Here is a 20,296-nt window from a genome sequence, read left to right as displayed (position 1 = left end):
AGCCTAATTGACTACCTTCTCTATATGAAGTATTGTTTCGTTAATCCCAGTTCAGTAACACCTTACCGCAATTACCTTCTTCCATCACATCAAAACCCTTCTGGAATTCATTGATATGAAATTGGTGCGTGATAATTGGTGATAAATCAAGGCCTGACATCAACATCTGCTCCATGTGATACCAGGTTTCGTACATTTCGCGGCCATAAATACCTTTAAGAGTCAAACCTTTGAAGATAATACGATTCCAATCTACCTTAGTTGAGGAAGGCAAAATTCCTAGCATTGAAATCTTACCAGAATTATACATGTGTTCAACCAACTGATTAAAAGCAGCAGGCGCACCCGAACATTCCAAGCCAATATCAAAACCAATCATACCCAAATCATCCATAACCTCACGAAGGTTCTCAGTAACTGGATTCACCACACGAGTTGCCCCCATTTTACGTGCTAATTCAGCCCTAAATTCGTTTGTTTCCGTTGCCACTACATATCGAGCACCTGCAAACTTAGCCACTGCAACAGCCATGCTACCAATCAAACCAGAACCAGTAATCAGAACATCTTCACCAATTAAAGGGAACGATAAAGCTGTGTGAGTAGCATTACCAAATGGATCCATAATAGCTAATACCTCATCAGGTATCGAGGCATTAATTTTCATAACATTAGTTGAAGGTACTTTTACATATTCAGCGAATGAACCATCGATATTAACACCAATACCTACTGTTTTTTCACATATATGCTGGCGTCCACGTCGACAGTTACGACAATGACCACAGGCAATATGTCCTTCTCCTGTTACCCTATCGCCTTCTTTAAATTCTTTTACCTCACTACCTAACTTAGCAACATGGCCAACATACTCATGACCAATTGTCATGCCTACAGGAATCGTGTTTTGAGCCCACTCGTCCCATTTATAAATATGCAAATCCGTTCCACAAATAGCAGATTTTGAAACTTTGATTAACACATCATTAGGCCCAATCTCAGGGATTTTAACCTCTTCTAACCAAATTCCTTTTTCGGCCTTTGATTTAACAAGTGCTTTCATCATTGTCATAGTGTTGTATTTTTTAGCGTGTAATTATGTCCTATCTATTATTATTCTAAATAACAAAAGTGCAAAAGGTATTTGATATACACCTATGATTATTATCAGTTACATAAAATAAATAAAGGCTGGCAAAAATGCCAGCCTTTAAGAAACGTTTGATTAGGTTTAGTTATTTAGCCCACCACAATTCTGTGGCTTGTAAGTCAGGCCCTTGTCTACTAATGGCTTCTTCTAAATTATCTCCATTACGCGTGTAGGCATTCGTTCCATAGCGCATACGTTGAGGATATTTACCATTTAGATCACCCATCCCATAAATATCAGCATCGTCAACACCTGCAGCTAATTCTGTTGGGAAGCCAGTATCACGAACAATAGCCCATGCTTCAAATCCCTCTGTGTAGTTAATTAACCAACGCTGAATAGCGATCATTTCCAAGTCATTTGCTCCTGTTAAATTGGCCGCTGGTGAATCGGTTAAGAAAGTAGCAATATCACCTTCTTCAACGCCCCAAAGCAATAATGCTTGTTCAAGACCACTTCGGTATAATGCATTAGCATCACCTGTTGCTAATCCTTTAACAATAGCTTCCGCACGCATAAAGTAGGCATCAGCACTACTAACAACTATTTCGGGAGCGATTTCTTTATCTTCGTTTTTAGCCTGAACAATATAGTCTGCAGGCATACTATAAAACTCACGACGGTTGTAGTCGTACATTTCACCATTAAGACGAGGTGGCTGACCTATGTAATACATATCAGCCTCCATTGTTACAACCGTTTCACCATCCTCATTGGTTGATGTAGTATAAACGGCTCCTGCTTCATCTAAATTAGCCAGAATAAAATCACGACGTTTAGCATACAATGCAGCATCATCTGATTCTGGTTGAGGAATTGTAATCTCACCTCCTGGTGCAGGTTTTGCATATTTTTCTAACCTCGGATCCGCATTATCCTGTAGGTTATTAATGACATACTTACTAACTGTCCACTTGGAACCATATCCTCCAAAGTTATGCCACACATCACCGTAAGCAGCACTATTCCATTGGTTGATTACATCATCTTTAGGTAGTAATGTGTTATCGTCAAATTCTTCCAAGAAATCACCACTCATCGCTTCTGTTATAGCTGTTGTGGAAAAGTTATCTCCTTCAGCTCCATTAGCTCGAAGTGCTAAACGTAACTTTAACGTATTGGCAAGTGCTTTCCATTTCTGAAGATCACCGCCAAAAAACAAATCATTCTCACCTAAATCCTGTTCATTTTCACCTGTTTTATCAGCATCCCCAATGATTTGAATCGCTGAAGTCAAATCATTTATCATACCTTGATAAATATCTTTTTGCGTATCAAACTTTGGTAATAATACATCCAAACTTCCGGTTTCACTATATGGAATTTCTCCAAAAACATCCGTGAAATACATGAAATACATACTACGCATTACTAATCCAACAGCATGTGCTAAATCATTCTCACGATCACCACCTTCTCCGGTAATTTGAAGATAAGTTACTAATGTACCTGTATACCCTTCAAAGTAATCCCAGGCTGCATTCGTATAACCTCCACTATAGCTATAACCTAATGCATCACTCCACCATGACCCATTAAAACCAAAACAGAATTGACCGGCATATCTATCAGCATGAATTAATTGTGCTCGCCAATATGGATATCTATTAGGAGCAATTAGGTTCACCTGAGCCTTGGTAATAAAATATTTAGCCTCGATATTTTCGCCTGTTATCGCTGATGGATCTTTATTAATATCCTGAAATTCATCTGTACACGAGGCAATACATCCGAGCAATAACGTAACTATTAATAGCTTATATATTTTCATAACTATAATCATTAAAAATTAGAACTTAAGGTTTACATTAAATCCAATGCTACGTGCCGAAGGTAACGGGTTATAAAGAATACCTTGTGAATAGTTACCTGTACTATAGCTCATTTCAGGATCGAAGTTTGGTGAATCTTTATAAATAAAGAACAAATTACGTGCAATTACACCAACAGAAGCTCCTTTAATGAAAGTGTCTCCAATTAAAGTTTGTGGGAAACGATAAGTTAATGACATTTCACGCAAACGAACATTTGTTTGACTATAAACATAAGGTGCTCCTAATCCTGAAACAGCTCCCCAGTATTGCTGACCTGTAATTGATGTTTCATTTGGCGCGTAAATAGGGTTACCATCTCCATCAGTACCTGTTTCAACAACAGCGTCTAAAACAACATCTTCACCTCTGTATTTTAATGTACGATCCGAAACCCCACTACCATCTAGAGCCGCATCCGTTCCTGAATAAAACTCACCACCAAAACGTGCGTCAATTAAGAAACGGAATGTAAATCCTTTATAGTCGATAGTATTAGTTAAACCTGCCAAGGCATCTGGCTGATAATTACCGAGCAACTTAGCTTCACTATCTGTTGGTACACCATCTGCATTAACTATCATCGTACCATCTTCTGTTCTGGCATAATCAGTACCCCAAATTTCACCGAAGCCACCGCCTACTGTTCCCTGAACGAAAATATTACCACTATTTGTTTGACCAAATGCGAATGTTTCGGTTCCTTCAATCAACGATTTTAATTCATTCTTATTTCTAGAATAATTCAAAGAGATATCCCATGTTAAATCAGCTGTTTTAATCGGCGTTCCTCCAATTAACAATTCAAAACCTTTATTCTCTATTTCACCAACATTATCAATAACAAATCCATAACCAGTAGCTGGCGCTACAGGAACAGGAAAAATCAAATCGGTAGATTTAATATTATATACTGTAAAATCTGTATAAACACGATTCTTAAAGAATCTCAATTCAGCACCAGCTTCAACAGAAGTAATTGCCTCTGGCTTTAAGTTAGCATTGTTCTTAGTATTACTGCGACTCATTGTTGTGCGTCCAAGATATGAATCCGTAGAAGCATCAATACTATAAACATCCTCTAACCTAAACGGATCTGTATCATTACCTACTTCAGCCCAACTTAAACGAACCTTTGCAAAATCAAGAATTCCACTAATATCAAATGCTTCATGTAATAAAACAGATGTACTTACCGATGGGTAGAAAAATGACCAATTGTCACTTGGCAATGACGATGACCAATCATTACGCCCTGTCACATCAAGATATAACCATCTGTCAAATGAAACAGATGCAGTTGCATACAGTGAGTTTACAATCCTTTTCTTTAAAGGAGCATAACCTGTAAAAACTTGCTCAGCAATATCTACTGGAGGTCCATCCTGAATTCTGTAATCTTCACCATTGATACGGAAAAATGCTTCTCCACGATACATATGGTTACCACCAACAGAAGCACTAATATTAATTCTATCACTAATATCTTTATTGAACATGAATAAGAAATCAGCATTGGTTTCTGTTGTTTTAAACTGACGGAAGTTAAAACGACCGGTTGGATAATACCAGTGACCATATGCTTCTTCCGTTTCAATATTATGATTAGTAAAGTCAGTGCCAATTCTTACAAACGCAGATAACCAGGAATTGAAATCATATTGAATCTTAACAAAACCGTTAAAGCGATTTTTCCAGTCTTCTTTACGATTATTATATAATGCAAAATATGCATTAGAACCAAGTGTGTTGTAGGAGTTTGAATTACCAGCGTCATCAACCATATTCGCTTTTAAATCATCAATTGCCAAGTTACGAGGAATTGAATATACATTACCCATTACACCTTCCGTTCCTAATGTAGGTCTGTTCTTACCATACTGATAAAAATAAGTTGCCTTGGCATCTATTGTTAATTTATCAGCCATCTTAGCAAAACCTCTTAAATTAAAATTATGTCGCATTAAATCCGAATTAGGCAACATCGATTGTGCACTTGTATTGGTATATGAGAAACGAACATTTGCATTTTCCGTACCACCATCAATGGCTAAAGAGGTAATAACAGTCGAGCCAGTTTCTAGAAAATCCTTAACATTATCTGCTTGCGAAGTGTATGGCTTAGTTTCTCCTGTCCAATATAATTGGTTAGAACCGTCCATCATAGCACCCCATGAACCTCCAGCTTGTTTTAAATCATCTAAGTTATCGGGTACAAACCCTTGCTTACCTTGACCATACTTATCCTGATATTCAGGCAGAATCATTGGTGTATCAAAAGTTAAACTTGACGAAACGGTAACACCTAGACCATTCGTTGTTGTTCCTTTTTTGGTAGTAATTAAGATTACACCATTGGCAGCTCTTGCTCCGTATAATGCAGCTGCGTTTGGCCCTTTAAGAACAGTCATGGTTTCAATATCATCCGGGTTTAAATCTGAAATACCATTACCATAATCCGTTTTGGAGTAAGCTCCAGTATCATTACTAGAAGACGAACCTTGAGCTGAATTATCCATAGGAATACCGTCAACAACGTACAATGGCTGGTTGTTTCCCGTGAGAGAGTTATTACCCCTGATAGTTACTTTAGAACTACTACCAGGACCAAAAGCTCCTTGTGTTATATTAACACCGGCCACTTTACCTGCCAATGAATTCATAACATTGACATCCTTAACAGTCGATATCTCATCACTACCTACTTCAGTAACAGTATACCCTAGAGCCTTTTTCTCCCTGGAAAGACCTAAAGCAGTAACAACCACTTCGTCCATTCCTATTACATCCGGCTCCAATGCAACATTCAAGGAAGTTGAATTAGCCGAAACTTCTTGACTCGTCATTCCGACAAATGAAAATATTAACACTGAACCCTGTGGCACCGTAATATTATATTGTCCATTAATATCAGTGATGGTTCCGTTCGTTGTCCCTTTCTGAACAACTGAGACACCCGGAACAGGTTGTCCGTCTTCAGTACTGGTGACAGTTCCTGTAACAGTTAAATCTTGAGCATATAGGAATGCTCCGAATAAGAGTGTTGGAATTAGTAACAAACACCTTTTAAACCAACTTACATTTTTTTTCATACGTGTGATTTTATAGGTTATTAAAAGTTTACTGTGTTATGAAATGTTAATTTGAGGATGACTTCTATAATACATCCTATTGCAATATCTACATCTCAATCCTTTACAGATACCCTAATTATTAATCGTTTGAATGTAAGTAGTTATTAATAACAATTCAAGATTGATTTTACATTATTTTACACTTAGGAACATATTTAAGGGATTTGAAACATATTTACACCTCATTAATCCCTCTTCACTACAAATCAGTGAATACTAGCAACTGTAAAACCATCCAATTTTGTTAGAGCAATTAAGATATCTCATAGGATTATTTAGCTACACTAGAAGTTGCTAACAAATCTTTGTGAGTTCATAAAAACGGCATTTATAATTGGGGAGATAGTTACGGGGATGAGTGAATGAGAGTCGACCTTAGCTGTCAATTACTTAAAATATACATACACAGAGGAAAGGCATTAATTCTAAAGAACTCTTCAGGTGTCATTTCATATCGAAAACACACATACTATTTACTATAAATAATTATTAATGTCTTTAATGGAACAATACTCCAATTTAGTCTAAAAAATACGACTGTTTATCACAAACACGAAAACTACACACATTCGCTCCCATCTATTTTACTTATATTTGCTTATATCTTTCCTGACAGGTTGTTTTCCCCTTGCCCCGTTCTCACACTCTTTCCTTTGAGCGGGGCATTTTTTATAGCCAAAAGGCTTCTTTGCCTGGATACTTGTACTTTACCCTGGCCACATTAGGCGGAAACAGATAATATTCAACAATAGCAGAACTTGACACCTGACCGTTAGAGTTGATAATTTCTGTTTTGATACGTGCCAGTTTTTTGGTTTGTTTTTCCAAATCTGCTTTAATCAACACTTCACCTCCTGATACATATAAAGGTTTATGATATTGCACTTCTAATTTCTGAGTGACTCCAGCTGTATCAAGCATCGAATAAATATACCAACTGGCAATTTCATCCATTAATGTAGCCTGTATACCTCCATGTACAACATTCAAATAACCTTCATATTTTTGCTCTGGCTTCCACTTGGCAAATACAATCTCGTCTTCGGCAAAAAACTCTAGATTAAAACCAATCATATTATTTGGCGAACAACCAAAACACATATATTGATCGCCTTTTTGTTGTACAAAAGGGTTATTAATTTTTTTCACCTTGCTCATATCTGAAATTTCAATAGCTTATTACGTGATTATGGAAACATATATAAAAGTGTAATGTTAAACAAATGTAAACAATAATACCACAGATTAACTGCCAGAAATATAAATCAAATAAGTACTTTTATATTTCTAATTACTTTAATTGAAAAACCGAATACTAATCAAGCTTTATAAAATGAGAAACACTATCGCATTTTTGATTCTACTATCCACAATTTTTGGATGCAAAAATAAACATCCTGAAATGGGGCCGCCACAAATCCCGGTATACACTTCAAAAACAGAAATGGTTACGCTACAAAAAGACTTTGTAGGACAAACCTATGGCTTATTTGACATCTCAATTCGCGCCAGGGTAGATGGTTACCTTGAAGGTATTCATTTTGAAGAGGGAGGCAATGTCAAAAAGGGACAATTACTTTACTCAATTGACCCGGCTCCTTTGGATGCCAAAGTGGCTGAAGCTATGAGTGTCGTCGCCCAAGCCAAAACCAACCTAGTTAAGGCTGAAAGTGATTACAAGCGTTATAAACCGTTGGCAGAAAGCAATGCTGTGAGCCAGAGTGATTATGATGCTGCCCTGGCTAGCTATGGTGCTGCTAAAGCTTCTCTTGAGGCCGCAGAAGCATCACTTGCATATGCTAAAATTCAACAAGGTTATACAAAAATTTATTCTCCTATTGCTGGAATTATTGGTCGATCAGAAGCTAAGGTAGGTGATTATGTTGGGCGCGAACCCAACCCTGTGGTTTTAAACACCGTTTCCCGTCTTGATACCATATTAGTACAATTCCATATTACTGAATTGCAATACCTTAACATCATCAATTTCACACGAGCAAAAGAAACAGTCAGTAATCCGCAAAAAAACGGAAAACCAGATATTGAATTGTACTTCGCAGATGGTAGTCGCCATACTCATAATGGTAAAATAGATTTTGTAGGTAGAAATATTGATCCAACTACGGGTACTTTGATGGTTCAGGCCTCTTTCCCCAACCCTGAAATGTTGGTTCGTCCTGGTCAGTTTGCACGCTTACGTGTAAGTTTAGATCATCCGAATGAAAAGGTTATTATTCCGCTTAAATGCCTGCAGGAAGTGCAAGGGCAATACAATATTTTTGTGGTTGATAAGGATAATAAGATTGAGTTTCGAACTGTTGACATTGGCGAAACATTGCAAGATATGGTGATAATCAACGCCGGCTTAAATGCTAACGAACAAGTTGTGATGGAAGGCCTGAGTCGCGTCAGAACTGGTATGACAATCATCCCACAAGAGAAAGAGTTTAAATCAGTACGCAATAAGCAACAGTAATTATGGGTAATTTTTTTGTTAGAAGGCCCATTGTGGCCATGGTTATTGCCATCGTAATTCTTATTGTAGGTGGAATTTCAGCTTTACAATTGCCAATGGAGCAATTCCCCGACATCACTCCTCCAATGGTTCAGGTACGAGCTAATTATACAGGAGCCAATTCTTTAAACGTAGAGCAATCGGTTGCCACACCATTAGAGCAACAACTCAATGGCGTTGAAAATATGATATATATGAAGTCGACCAACGCCAACGATGGCAGTATGGCGATTAATATATCCTTTGAAGTAGGCACCGATCCTGATATGAATACAGTATTTGCACAAAACAGGGCTTCTGCCGCTACTGCCAAATTGCCAGAAGAGGTCAAGCGACTTGGTGTTACCACTCAAAAAAGTATGAGTAGTATTGTAATGGCCTTGGCTGTTTATAGTGATGGTCGTTACGATCAGGAATTTCTAGGTAACTACTCGATTATCAACATTCAGGATATCCTGGCCCGAACCAAAGGGGTAGGACGCGTTCAGGTTATGGGTGCAAGCGACTACTCCATGCGCATCTGGATTAAACCAGACCGACTATCGCAACTTAACCTGACCGTGCCGGAAATAACAGCTGCTATACGCGAACAGAATGTCATTGTACCAGGTGGTAAATTTGGAGCTGAACCAGCTCCTGCTGGTACAGAACACACTTATACTGTTACTTTACCCGACCGTTTAGTAACAGCGGAAGAATTTGGTGAAGTAGCTATCAGAACCAATAAAGATGGTAGCCAGGTGAAATTAAAGGATGTGGCTACCATTGAATTAGGAACAGAAAGCTATAATTCAAATGCACAATTTAAAGGAAACCCCTGTGCACTGATTGCCATCTACCAGTCGCCAGGAACCAATGCTGTCACCATGGGAGAAGAAATATTGAAAACCATGGATGAGCTGGCTTTAGCATTTCCAGAAGGTGTGACCTACGATATTGCACTGGATGCCACTGCCCCTATTACAGCAGGACTTAAGGAAGTAGCTATCACTTTAGTGGTAGCATTAATCCTGGTAATTCTGGTTGTATTCCTCTTTATCCAGGATTGGCGGGCTACACTAATCCCAACCATTGCTATTCCGGTATCGCTTATTGGTGCCTTTGCCGTATTTCCGATGCTTGGTTTTACCATCAACACCTTATCTTTATTAGGCTTGGTATTAGCCATTGGTATTGTGGTGGACGATGCTATTGTTGTTGTAGAGGCTGTTCAGGTTAATATTGAGAAAGGAATGAACCGCCGCGAAGCAACCATTGCTGCCATGAAGGAGGTAACAGCTCCCGTTATAGCCACAACTCTAGTGCTTATCGCGGTATTCATTCCAGTCGCTTCCATGGGTGGTATTACAGGACGCCTATATCAGCAGTTTGCTATAACTGTAGCTGTATCCGTCTGTTTTTCATCGGTTAACGCCTTAACTCTCTCACCTGCACTGGCCTCTATCCTATTACGAAAACCAGAAGTTCCTGGTGGTTTACTTGGTCGTTTTTTCAAGTCGTTTAACAAAGCTTTTGATCGCAGCTCGGTAAAATACATGAAAATAACCAATGTGGTCGCTCGAAAAATTACACGAAGCGTTATTTTTATTGGTGCAACAGTTGTGCTCATTATCATTGTTGGCCGTTTTGTACCTGGAGGCTTTATCCCGGAAGAAGATCAGGGTTACTTATTTGTGAATGTGCAATTACCCGATGCAGCATCTTTACAACGCACCCAGGCAGTGGTTAACGAGGTGGAAACGATATTAAACAGTGTGGATGAGATTGCCAGTGTAGCTTCCGTTTCGGGTTTTAATTTATTATCGGGAAGCATGTCTACAAATTCTAGCATCATCTTCGTAACCTTGAAAAATTGGGAAGACCGTTCATTAAAGGCCAACGGGTTAGCTAAAAAACTGAATTTCATGTTTTATCAGGGCATTAAAGAAGCCCAGGTCTTTGCCTTTGGCCCGCCTGCTATTCCAGGACTAGGAAGTGGTTCAGGCTTCTCATTAATGCTACAGGACAAACAGGGCAATACCCCACAATATTTAGCAGAACAAACGGCAAAATTTATATCTGCAGCTCAACAACGACCAGAAATTGCAAATATTTTCACCACCTTTAGAGCCAATGTTCCGCAACGTCGTTTAAACATTAACCGTGACAAGGCCCTCAAAGCCGGTGTTCAATTGAATGATTTATACACCACTATCAGCGCCTTTCTTGGAGGTGCATACATCAACGATTTCAACCGATTTGGGCGCCTCTATAAGGCCTATCTGCAAGCAGCCCCTGAATTCAGGTTAAATGCTGACCAACTGGACATGTTTTTTGTCAAAAACAAAGACGGTGCGAGCTTACCACTGTCGTCACTGGTTACGGTTGAAAAGAGTTACGGTGCTGATTTCACCAACCGTTTTAACTTATATCGTTCGGTTGAAATTTCCGGTTCACCGGCCTCCGGCTATTCTTCAGCTCAAGCATTAGATGCTTTGGAGGAAGTAGCTAACGAAGTGTTGCCATCTGGCATGGGCTATGAATGGGCCAATATGTCGTACCAGGAAAAGAAAGCCAGCGGTTCGGGTAATGTCGTCTTTATCTTTGCGCTTTTATTCGTCTTCCTCATTTTAGCAGCGCAGTACGAAAGCTGGTCATTGCCATTCAGCATTTTGCTGGGAACACCTTTTGCTGTGTTGGGTGCAATGTTGTTTGTACTGATTGCCCGCTTCTTCAGCCCAAGCTTTGAAAACAATGTTTTTATGCAAATCTCATTAGTAATGCTAATCGCTATGGCAGCTAAAAATGCTATCCTAATTGTTGAGTTTGCTAAAATTAAGTTTGATGAAGGCCTTAGCTTATTCGATGCAGCCATTGAATCAGCACGACTACGCTTCAGACCAATTTTAATGACTGCCTTTTCTTTTATCCTTGGAGTATTGCCTCTCGTAACAGCTTCAGGTGCTGGTGCTGAAGCCCGCAAAGTGATGGGAATGGCATTATTAGGCGGAATGACAATTGCCACCGTATTAGGTGTTGTTATGTATCCAATGCTATTTGTTTTCATTGGAAAACTCGCTAAGTATGAAGAAAAAAGAGCATTAGCCAACGAAAAATCTAACGATAATGAAAATAACTAGATACATATTATTTCTGGCCCTTACAGCACTTTTTATAAGTAGCTGTAAAATGGGCAAGAACTATTCAAGGCCTGAAATTGAATCGCCACAAAGCTTTGTGTTTTCCTATGGTGACACCACGTATAACGAAGCTTTAAAATGGTGGCAATTGTTTAATGATCCAGTTTTAGATACGCTTATAAAAAAGGCCCTGGAGAATAACAGAGACTTATTGGCTACTGCTCAAAATGTTGAAGCAGCGCGACTTCAGCTAGCCATTCAAAAAGCTGACCTTTGGCCACAGTTCAACTATTCAGGTTCGGCTGGACGAGGCAATTTCCAAGCCATTAAACTGGCTGAACCAACCAACAACTTCAGCATCGTTGGACAGGCTAGCTGGGAAATTGATTTCTGGGGTAAACTGCGACGGATGAATGAAGCTGCCAAAGCACAATACCTGGCATCTGAATATGGGTTAAATGCCTTGCGCCTGTCATTGATAACAACGGTAGCAACCACCTATTTCCAGGTGATGGAATTTAATAGCAAAGTATTGATTGCGGAGCAAACCTATGCTATTCGCGACAGTTCTTATCAAATATTAAGACAACGCTTTGAGTCGGGCATTATTCCGGCCATTGATGTTAATCATTCACGTATTCAAAAAGCCATTGCAGCAACAGCTATACCGCTTTATAAGCGTTATGCTGCGCAATCTGAAAACCTGTTATCCGTGCTAATTGGTGAGAATCCTCATTTAATTGAGCTGGAGAATAAGTTGGAATCATATTCTGAAATACCCGCCATTCCGCCAGGAATTCCTTCAGATATACTCAATCGTCGTCCAGACATTTTAATGGCCGAGCAACAATTGATAGCGCAGAATGCACTGGTTGGTGCTGCTCAGGCTGCTCGTCTGCCATCCATTAGTCTGACCGGCATGCTCGGTTTGGCGAGCGATGATTTAAGCACAATGACTTCTGGTGATCCGGCCTGGAATATTAGTGGTAGCTTATTAGGTCCAATTTTTAACTGGGGCAAAAACTCCAATCGTGTAAAGGCTGAACGTGCTCGGACCGAAGCGGCCGTTTATCAATACGAAAACACAGTACTCAATGCCTTTAGAGAGGTTGAAGATGCCTTAATTACTATAGAAACATTAAAAGAAGAAGAGGCAGCTATACAAGAACATGTGGAAGCGGCGGTTGAAGCAGCTCAATTATCTGGCGACCGGTATGACAAAGGGATTGCCAGTTATATTGAATTCCTTGAGAGTCAACGCCAGGCCTTTGACGCACAAATGTCGCAAACAGGTAACCGACAAGATTTATTGGAGGCTTATATCCAATTGTACCAGGCATTAGGTGGTGGTTGGCAGTAACATGCTAATCCTCATATGATATTTAGGATTGTATCTTTATGGATTGATAATTGTCAATAAAAATACAATCCCTAAAACAAGAAAACGAGACAAGTCCTCAAACCTGTCTCGTTTTTTTATGTCATCTAATTTATGTCTATTGCTTTATGAACAGACAACTATTATGCATCAATATTAGCGTATGTCGCATTCTCTTCGATAAATTGCCTACGAGGCGGAACATCGTCACCCATCAACATGGAGAATACACGATCTGCCTCAGTAGCACTTTCAATCGTCACCTGACGCAATGTACGCTCTTCCGGGTTCATGGTTGTTTCCCATAATTGCTCAGCATTCATCTCACCAAGACCTTTGTATCGTTGGATATGCAAAGCACTTTCTTTACCTCCACCCCACTCTTCAACTAAGCGTAGGCGCTGTTCTTCGTTCCAGCAATAGGTCTGTTTCTGACCTTTTTTCACCAGGTACAATGGTGGAGTAGCAATATACAAGTACCCGTTTTCAATCAAACCTTTCATGTAACGGAAGAAGAACGTCATAATCAGAGTCGCAATGTGACTACCATCGACATCGGCATCACACATGATGACTATCTTGTGATAGCGAAGCTTTTCAACATTCAATGCCTTACTATCTTCTTCCGTACCAATAGTTACACCCAATGCCGTGAAAATATTCTTGATTTCATCACTTTCAAACACTTTATGCTGAAGAGCTTTCTCCACATTCAGAATTTTACCACGTAATGGTAAAATTGCCTGAAACTTTCGATCACGACCTTGCTTTGCAGTACCACCCGCCGAATCTCCCTCGACTAAGAACACCTCACAGGCTGCAGGATCTTTATCGGAGCAATCGGCTAGTTTACCTGGAAGACCTCCTCCACTCAATACACTCTTGCGCTGCACTAATTCACGTGCTTTACGAGCTGCATGACGTGCCTGAGCAGCTAAAATAACTTTGTTTACGATATCCTTGGCATCCTTTGGATTCTCTTCCAAATAGTTCGTTAGCATGGTACTTACTGCCTGGTCAACCGACAAGCTTACCTCGCCATTACCCAATTTGGTTTTGGTCTGTCCCTCAAACTGAGGCTCTGCCACCTTAACCGAAATAACCGCTGTAAGTCCTTCACGGAAATCATCACCATTAATATCAAACTTCAACTTGCTTAACATACCCGATTTCTCGGCAAATGTTTTTAATGTACGTGTTAAACCACGACGGAAACCGGTTAAGTGTGTACCTCCTTCTATAGTGTTGATATTATTGACGTATGAATAGATGTTCTCAGCAAACGATGTATTGTATAGAATCGCAATCTCCACCGGAATATCATTCTTCTCTGTTGAGATATGAATTGCCTTATCAATTAACTTTTCACGCGACTCATCAATAAACTCTACAAATTCTTCTAACCCTCTTTCTGATAAATACTCTTCCGTTTTTACCTGCTCGTTTTCATCCAACTCACGTTCATCAATTAAACGAATTTTGATTCCCTTGTTCAGGAATGACAATTCTCTTAAACGATTAGCCAGAATTGAAAACTTATAAGTGGTTGTATTGAAGATTGAATCATCAGGCTTAAAGGTCACTATCGTACCAGTGCGATCAGTAGTGCCTATCTCAGTAATCTCAGTTACCGGCTTACCGATTGAATACTCCTGCGTATGTATTTTACCTCCACGATGAACTTCTGCCTTCAACATGGTTGACAGGGCGTTCACACAAGATACACCCACACCGTGCAATCCACCAGATACTTTATATGAATCTTTATCAAATTTACCACCGGCGTGTAAGACCGTCATTACTACCTCAAGCGCCGATTTTCCTTCTTTCTCGTGAAAGTCAGTTGGAATACCACGACCATTATCACTTACTGAAATAGAATCGTCTTCGTGAATAATCACCTCAATCGAATCACAATGGCCGGCTAGAGCCTCATCAATTGAGTTATCAACCACCTCGTAAACCAAGTGGTGCAATCCTTTTTCGCCAACATCACCAATATACATGGCGGGACGCTTACGAACAGCTTCCAGGCCTTCTAATACGGTAATGCTACTGGCGCTATATTCGCCTTGTTTATTTACATTTTCATTTACCTGATCACTCATCTTATATTCTTTTGAAAAGCGTAAAAAAACCGGCTTAACCGGTTATATTCATCCTCCTTACAGAAAGACACACAAATATAGCAAAAATCATCATTTAAACGCTGTTTAAATGATGATTTTTGCTTACTTTTTATCTTCTTATTCTAACTGATTTAAAACCACTTAAAAAGAGAATATTACGCCCGCTTTTGCATTAAATCCCTGCATGGGATAACCATTCCATTTGTAGTATTTTGAAGCTGCCAAATTATTCATAGATAACCAAAATGACCATTGCTTACTAAAGTAGTATTCAGTACCTAGATTTACATCAACAACGCCATCTAATGACTTCACTGATGTAGTCGCATTCGAAGCATCTAATGCAGAGCGCTCTCCCAAGTACTTAACACCAGCGGTGGCGTATAGATTATCTAATAAATTAAAGCTTCCTTCCAGCCCCAATTCTACTTCTGGCATATGCCATGCATCAGCTTGATTATCGAGGCTCCAACCATAATACGCGCCATTTAAGGCAAATTCAATGGTTTGCTTGGGTTTATACATCAACTCTCCTGCTACCTTGAGCAAAGAACCATCGTCGTATACAACATCAAATACATTGGAATAATGCTGAATAGCTTGAACACCACCCGGCGCTTCCATACCCGTATAAGGCTTATTCACCCAGAAATGCTCATCGTTAAACAATCCATATTCCATACCGGCTGAGAAGGACATGGATGAACTGAAATTACCTTTAATACCAGCTACAAAGTTTAATCCATATAATGATGACTTCACATTAATATCAGCGGATGCAAAAGCATTTTCGTTCATCATACTTTGATAATCATTCATGTTTACCTTCCCATTGATACCACCATAAATGGAGGCAATACCTTCAACAACGGTTAACTCTCCCATCACATCAGGCGTGAGGTAAAACTCATCGCCCTCGCTGTCGATGATACCTGCTATCTGCATTCCTACGCGTAAATTAGCACGATCAAACTTAAAGTTGATCGCCGGATTAACACGTATCATCGTTTGATTGCGTTCTTTAAAGGTGTACATTGGCCCAATTGTATCGGGTACACTGGTACTGTAACTTTCAATTCCACCGTTAATATCAAAGGCCAAATCATTGATTGGTTTTGACAGCTTACCATTTACTGCAATCCCCAACTGGCTTACACCGGTCATGTTGCCGAATGTAGAAAATCCACCTTCAATGGCATAGCGCGTTTTACGCTTATCTGTTTCATTGTTACTCAGACCTATACTACCACTAAATCCCGACAAACGTTGATCCTTATCTTGCCTGAAAGTAACACCCGGCGATAAAGTACCATCTGGTAACCAATACATATCGCCATCGGTCATGGTTTGATAGCCGTAATACTGAAACTTATTATGCATAAACCCAAGATTAACACTCAGGGTTTTATCATCAAAGAAGTGCTTAAAATCAGCCGCTGCCCAGGTATCATTAAAAGGTGCATCTACTGTGTTGTCATCCTCCAGTGTTAAATCACCCATCGAGGTCAGGTGCCCAACATTTAAACCCAATACATACTTTTCATTCTCTAAAATATTATAGCCCAACTCGGCAAAAACAGAGCTGTAATTACCCACCCCACCTTTGATGTAAGACTTGTGCAGATACTCTTTGCGCTTCGTATTGATTTTAGCCGCGGCTATTGGTGCCGGCTGGTAATTAGTCGCCACTGAAGTGCTCAGAATACGGTAATTAAAATTGGGATTAAACGATGAAGAGTCATTCAAATCAGGCATGTAGCTCACCTTAAAAGCATCAGAAACCGTTGGCGTATAAGCTTTAACTACTTTTACATCCTGATTAATTTCTTCCTGTGCAGCTGCCTTATTTACAGTTAGTACAGCTGCTACAATTGTGATAAAAACTATATAATAATACCTCATTGTCTAATCAATTATCCAACATTAATTGTTTCAGTGTCCGTTGTTTCTTTCTCCTGTGTATCCCAGCTTTTCAAATACGCATCAACACGCTGCTCAATATCATCGTCACCTTCGTAGTTATCTTTTATACTTTGCAGATATTGTACAGCCTGGAAAGTCTCTCCACGCTCATTATAAATTTCGGCTAATAAGATAAAACTACGTGCTAACCAATATTGGTGGGATGTTCCTTTATCAATATAATCGAACACTTCCTTCTCTGCTGCATCTTTTTCACCACGGTCGCTAAGCATTTGGGCCACCTGGTACTTTGCTTCAGCCCCTTCAACACTTTTGGTATTGGATGACACCAGCTGATAATTCTCAAATGCCTTTTCGTTATTACCCAATTCCTGATAACTTTTGCCCATATTAAAAATGGCTTCACGCTTAATTTCATCAGCAATCTTAGCCGTAGTTAACAAGTTCTCAGCTGCTTTAATACATTCTTCTGGCTGATTCATTTTAACCAGGCAACGCATTTTTCCAATCTTGGCTTCCAGTCGGTTTTCCGAAATTTCGGCTTCCAGCTCCAATCGATTAAAGCTTTCATAGGCTTTACGGTAAGCCTCTTGCTGATAAAGCAGTTCTCCCATGCGAATCAAGGCCTCTTCGGTAAATAAACTTCTTTCACGTTCGGCTACGTACTCAAACGAACTCAAGGCATCGGTATATTCTCCTGTTTTATACTGACAATCGGCTTTATAGAAATGCGCATTCAACACAAATTTGCCATCAGGAAACTTATTCAGGTAATTTTTAAAATGACTGATGGCCCGGTCGCAATCGCTTTGCATATAAAAACGCTCAGCCGACACAAACATTAAGCTATCCTGCTCTCGCTCATTAACCTGGGCAAATGCCCCCAGTGAACCAGTGTATTTCATGTAACCATCCAAATCGTTCTTATCCATGTAGATATTACGAATACCAACTAAAGCATCTTCCGCCTCATCCGTTCCCGGATATTCGTTGACCACACGCTTGTAGAATTTCATGGAGTTATCCGAGTCATTATTATTATAATATACCAAGCCCAGCTGCAGCATCGCTTTTTTCGCATAACTGCCTTTGGGGTATTTCTCTTTGGTTGATTTATAATAATAGACTGCCCGGTCATTATTACCCAATGCCACATAGGAGCGCCCTGTTTCATACAAGGCATCATCGACATAAGGTGATGTCGGATAACGGTTAATCATATCATCCAGCACCGAAATCTTCTCATCATACTGCTTCATCAAGCCTAAACAAAAGGCCTTTTGGAACATGGCATAATCGGGCGAACTCTCAGGTATGCCTGCTGCCAGGTCATAGTTTTTAACCGCTTGCGAAAACTGGCGATTCACATAGTAGCAATCCCCCACCCGGTTATAAGCATCACCCAACATCATACGGTCACGCTTATCGGTCATGTTGATGTACTTGCGAAACCAGCCCAGGGCCTCGGTATATTCCTTTTGCTTAAAATAAGAATAGGCAATATTATAGTGAGCAACTGGAAATTCTTTCATCTCATATGAACCGGGCTGATAAATATATTCGCGGAAATCGAGAATGGCTTTGGCATAATCTCCCGTTCGGTAATACGCCTCGCCCCTCCAATAGTAAGCGCCTACTTTTAATGATTTGTCATACTCGGCATATTTTAAGCTGTAATCGAAAAACTCAATGGCTTCGGCGAAGCTCAAATCGGTAAACAGCTCCAATCCACGATAATAAGCCACACGCTGCAAGGCTCGGTAAACATCACCCGTTTTGCGCTGTATCTTTTCCATCGACGCCAAGGCCTCACGGTAATTCTTTGTAGTTAAAAAGGCTTTGCCCAAATATTCATAGGCCTCATCAATTTTGTCACTTTCCGGAAAGAGTTCGATAAAGCGCATAAAGGAATTAATAATCTCATTGAATGGTGAGTAAGATAACTCGTAGTTCAACTTGATATAATTCAATAAAGCATCTTCCTGAATTTCTTTATCGTAGTCGTTATTTGAGGCCGCCTCAAACGCGACGCGAGCCCGCTTTTTATCGTTAAGCTTTAAGTAACAATCGCCCAAATGATAATGGGCATTTTGTGCCATAATATCATCACCTGCTGTTACTAGAGATAAACCTTTTACAGCTTCCTCGTAATTTTTGGTAAAATAATTGGCAAAACCTAAATGGTAGTAGTCGGCACGCAGAGGTTCATCCACTAACCTGATGACTTTTTCATAATAGGTAATGGACTTTTCGTATTGCTTTTGTGCATAATACGAGTCAGCCACAATGCGGTTCATATCTGCCTGGCGCGATTTTGTGCCTTCTTGTGTTAGTGGCTCGGCATATTTTATGGCATCATCGTAATCCTCTTTCAGGTAGTAAATCTGTGCAATATAAAAAGGAATTACATTTTTAAAGCCTTTATCATTTTCTATCTTCTTAAACTCATCCAGGGCCGTTTGGTAATTGCCCTTCTGATATTGAATGTGCGCATAGTAATACTGCACCGACGAACTGTATTTGTTATCTCTTCCTTTTATCTTATTGAAATAGCCCAGAGCCGCATCGTAATCCTCCAGCATAAACAACACATAACCGGCCGAAAAATAGTATTCAACCTGCGTTTCTTCATCCAGGGCAGATGCTTTAACTTTGTCGTACCAGCGCGATGCCTGCTTGTATTTCTTCTGTTCTTTATAATACTCGCCCAGGTTCATTTTGGCATAATGCAGACGGTTACTGTATGGATACTCTTCCATGTAACTCTCCCACAAATACTTTACGTCCTCATTCTCGAGTTTTTGTGCACACACGCGCGACAAATAGGCAGCTTCGGCTACAAATGATGAATTCTCACCATTGGCTTCATCAACGAACTTATTAAAATTAATGCGTGCCAAACCATACTTTCCCAAGCGGTACATATCCATGCCTCGCTCGTACAGTTTATGGCTTGAGTCGAATTTGAGTGATTGTTGTGCAAAAGAACAATGCACAAGGCTGACAAAAAGCAATAATGCGATTTTTCTCATCATAAGGATAAGGCCTTTAAGTTATGTTTTAACTATAAAACGTTGTTTTCCTATTTTTATTCTGTAGCGAATAATATGCTGCTAAAGATAACAAAAGTGCTTCAT

10 protein-coding genes are annotated in these 20,296 nt (G+C 39.7%); 3 read left to right on the top strand and 7 right to left on the bottom strand.

Features of this window, described 5'->3' with window-relative positions:
- Positions 1-40 precede the first annotated feature (40 nt).
- The 4 genes from tdh to J1N10_RS07120 form a co-directional block, all read right to left on the bottom strand.
- Complete coding sequence (gene tdh / locus J1N10_RS07135) at positions 41-1,066, bottom strand: L-threonine 3-dehydrogenase (RefSeq protein ID WP_262326002.1); 1,026 nt, start codon at positions 1,064-1,066, stop codon at positions 41-43.
- Between the two features lie 169 nt (positions 1,067-1,235).
- Positions 1,236-2,921, bottom strand: a complete 1,686-nt coding sequence (locus tag J1N10_RS07130; protein WP_262326001.1) for a SusD/RagB family nutrient-binding outer membrane lipoprotein — start codon at positions 2,919-2,921, stop codon at positions 1,236-1,238.
- Between the two features lie 18 nt (positions 2,922-2,939).
- Positions 2,940-6,053, bottom strand: coding sequence for a SusC/RagA family TonB-linked outer membrane protein (locus J1N10_RS07125; RefSeq protein WP_262326000.1), 3,114 nt, complete (start codon positions 6,051-6,053; stop codon positions 2,940-2,942).
- Positions 6,054-6,764: 711 nt separating this feature from the next.
- Complete coding sequence (locus J1N10_RS07120) at positions 6,765-7,253, bottom strand: PaaI family thioesterase (protein WP_262325999.1); 489 nt, start codon at positions 7,251-7,253, stop codon at positions 6,765-6,767.
- A gap of 244 nt (positions 7,254-7,497) precedes the next feature.
- Between J1N10_RS07120 and J1N10_RS07115 the strand changes: the two genes are divergently transcribed.
- Genes J1N10_RS07115 through J1N10_RS07105 form a run of 3 tightly spaced genes read left to right on the top strand, consistent with a single transcriptional unit; the run spans position 7,498 to position 13,089 of the window.
- Positions 7,498-8,571, top strand: coding sequence for an efflux RND transporter periplasmic adaptor subunit (locus J1N10_RS07115; protein WP_262325998.1), 1,074 nt, complete (start codon positions 7,498-7,500; stop codon positions 8,569-8,571).
- A 2-nt stretch (positions 8,572-8,573) separates the two neighbouring features.
- Positions 8,574-11,729 carry an efflux RND transporter permease subunit gene (locus J1N10_RS07110; RefSeq protein WP_262325997.1) on the top strand — a complete coding sequence of 1,052 codons (3,156 nt, stop codon included), beginning with the start codon at positions 8,574-8,576 and terminating at the stop codon, positions 11,727-11,729.
- Positions 11,716-13,089, top strand: a complete 1,374-nt coding sequence (locus J1N10_RS07105; RefSeq protein WP_262325996.1) for an efflux transporter outer membrane subunit — start codon at positions 11,716-11,718, stop codon at positions 13,087-13,089. The genes J1N10_RS07110 and J1N10_RS07105 overlap by 14 nt, the downstream gene beginning before the upstream one ends.
- 161 nt (positions 13,090-13,250) lie before the next feature.
- Here J1N10_RS07105 and gyrB read toward each other — a convergent pair whose 3' ends face one another.
- The 3 genes from gyrB to J1N10_RS07090 form a co-directional block, all read right to left on the bottom strand.
- On the bottom strand, positions 13,251-15,215 hold the full coding sequence (gene gyrB, locus J1N10_RS07100; RefSeq protein ID WP_262325995.1) for a DNA topoisomerase (ATP-hydrolyzing) subunit B: 1,965 nt from the start codon (positions 15,213-15,215) through the stop codon (positions 13,251-13,253).
- Positions 15,216-15,377: 162 nt separating this feature from the next.
- Positions 15,378-17,138 (bottom strand): TonB-dependent receptor, encoded by a 1,761-nt coding sequence (locus J1N10_RS07095; RefSeq protein ID WP_262325994.1) that lies wholly within the window; start codon positions 17,136-17,138, stop codon positions 15,378-15,380.
- Between the two features lie 11 nt (positions 17,139-17,149).
- Complete coding sequence (locus tag J1N10_RS07090) at positions 17,150-20,194, bottom strand: tetratricopeptide repeat protein (RefSeq protein WP_262325993.1); 3,045 nt, start codon at positions 20,192-20,194, stop codon at positions 17,150-17,152.
- Positions 20,195-20,296 lie beyond the last annotated feature (102 nt).

The sequence above is a fragment of the Carboxylicivirga litoralis genome (assembly GCF_025499605.1).
GTDB lineage: Bacteria > Bacteroidota > Bacteroidia > Bacteroidales > Marinilabiliaceae > Carboxylicivirga > Carboxylicivirga litoralis.
Note: the sequence above shows the minus strand (reverse complement) of the source record. Positions and strands in the feature narration are given on the sequence as shown.

Excerpts from the sequence above, each read along its gene's own strand:
- tdh (WP_262326002.1), bottom strand. The coding sequence starts at position 1,066 with ATGATGAAAGCACTTGTTAAATCAAAGGCCGAAAAAGGAATTTGGTTA.
- J1N10_RS07130 (WP_262326001.1), bottom strand. The coding sequence starts at position 2,921 with ATGAAAATATATAAGCTATTAATAGTTACGTTATTGCTCGGATGTATT.
- J1N10_RS07125 (WP_262326000.1), bottom strand. The coding sequence starts at position 6,053 with ATGAAAAAAAATGTAAGTTGGTTTAAAAGGTGTTTGTTACTAATTCCA.
- J1N10_RS07120 (WP_262325999.1), bottom strand. The coding sequence starts at position 7,253 with ATGAGCAAGGTGAAAAAAATTAATAACCCTTTTGTACAACAAAAAGGC.
- J1N10_RS07115 (WP_262325998.1), top strand. The coding sequence starts at position 7,498 with ATGGGGCCGCCACAAATCCCGGTATACACTTCAAAAACAGAAATGGTT.
- J1N10_RS07110 (WP_262325997.1), top strand. The coding sequence starts at position 8,574 with ATGGGTAATTTTTTTGTTAGAAGGCCCATTGTGGCCATGGTTATTGCC.
- J1N10_RS07105 (WP_262325996.1), top strand. The coding sequence starts at position 11,716 with ATGAAAATAACTAGATACATATTATTTCTGGCCCTTACAGCACTTTTT.
- gyrB (WP_262325995.1), bottom strand. The coding sequence starts at position 15,215 with ATGAGTGATCAGGTAAATGAAAATGTAAATAAACAAGGCGAATATAGC.
- J1N10_RS07095 (WP_262325994.1), bottom strand. The coding sequence starts at position 17,138 with ATGAGGTATTATTATATAGTTTTTATCACAATTGTAGCAGCTGTACTA.
- J1N10_RS07090 (WP_262325993.1), bottom strand. The coding sequence starts at position 20,194 with ATGATGAGAAAAATCGCATTATTGCTTTTTGTCAGCCTTGTGCATTGT.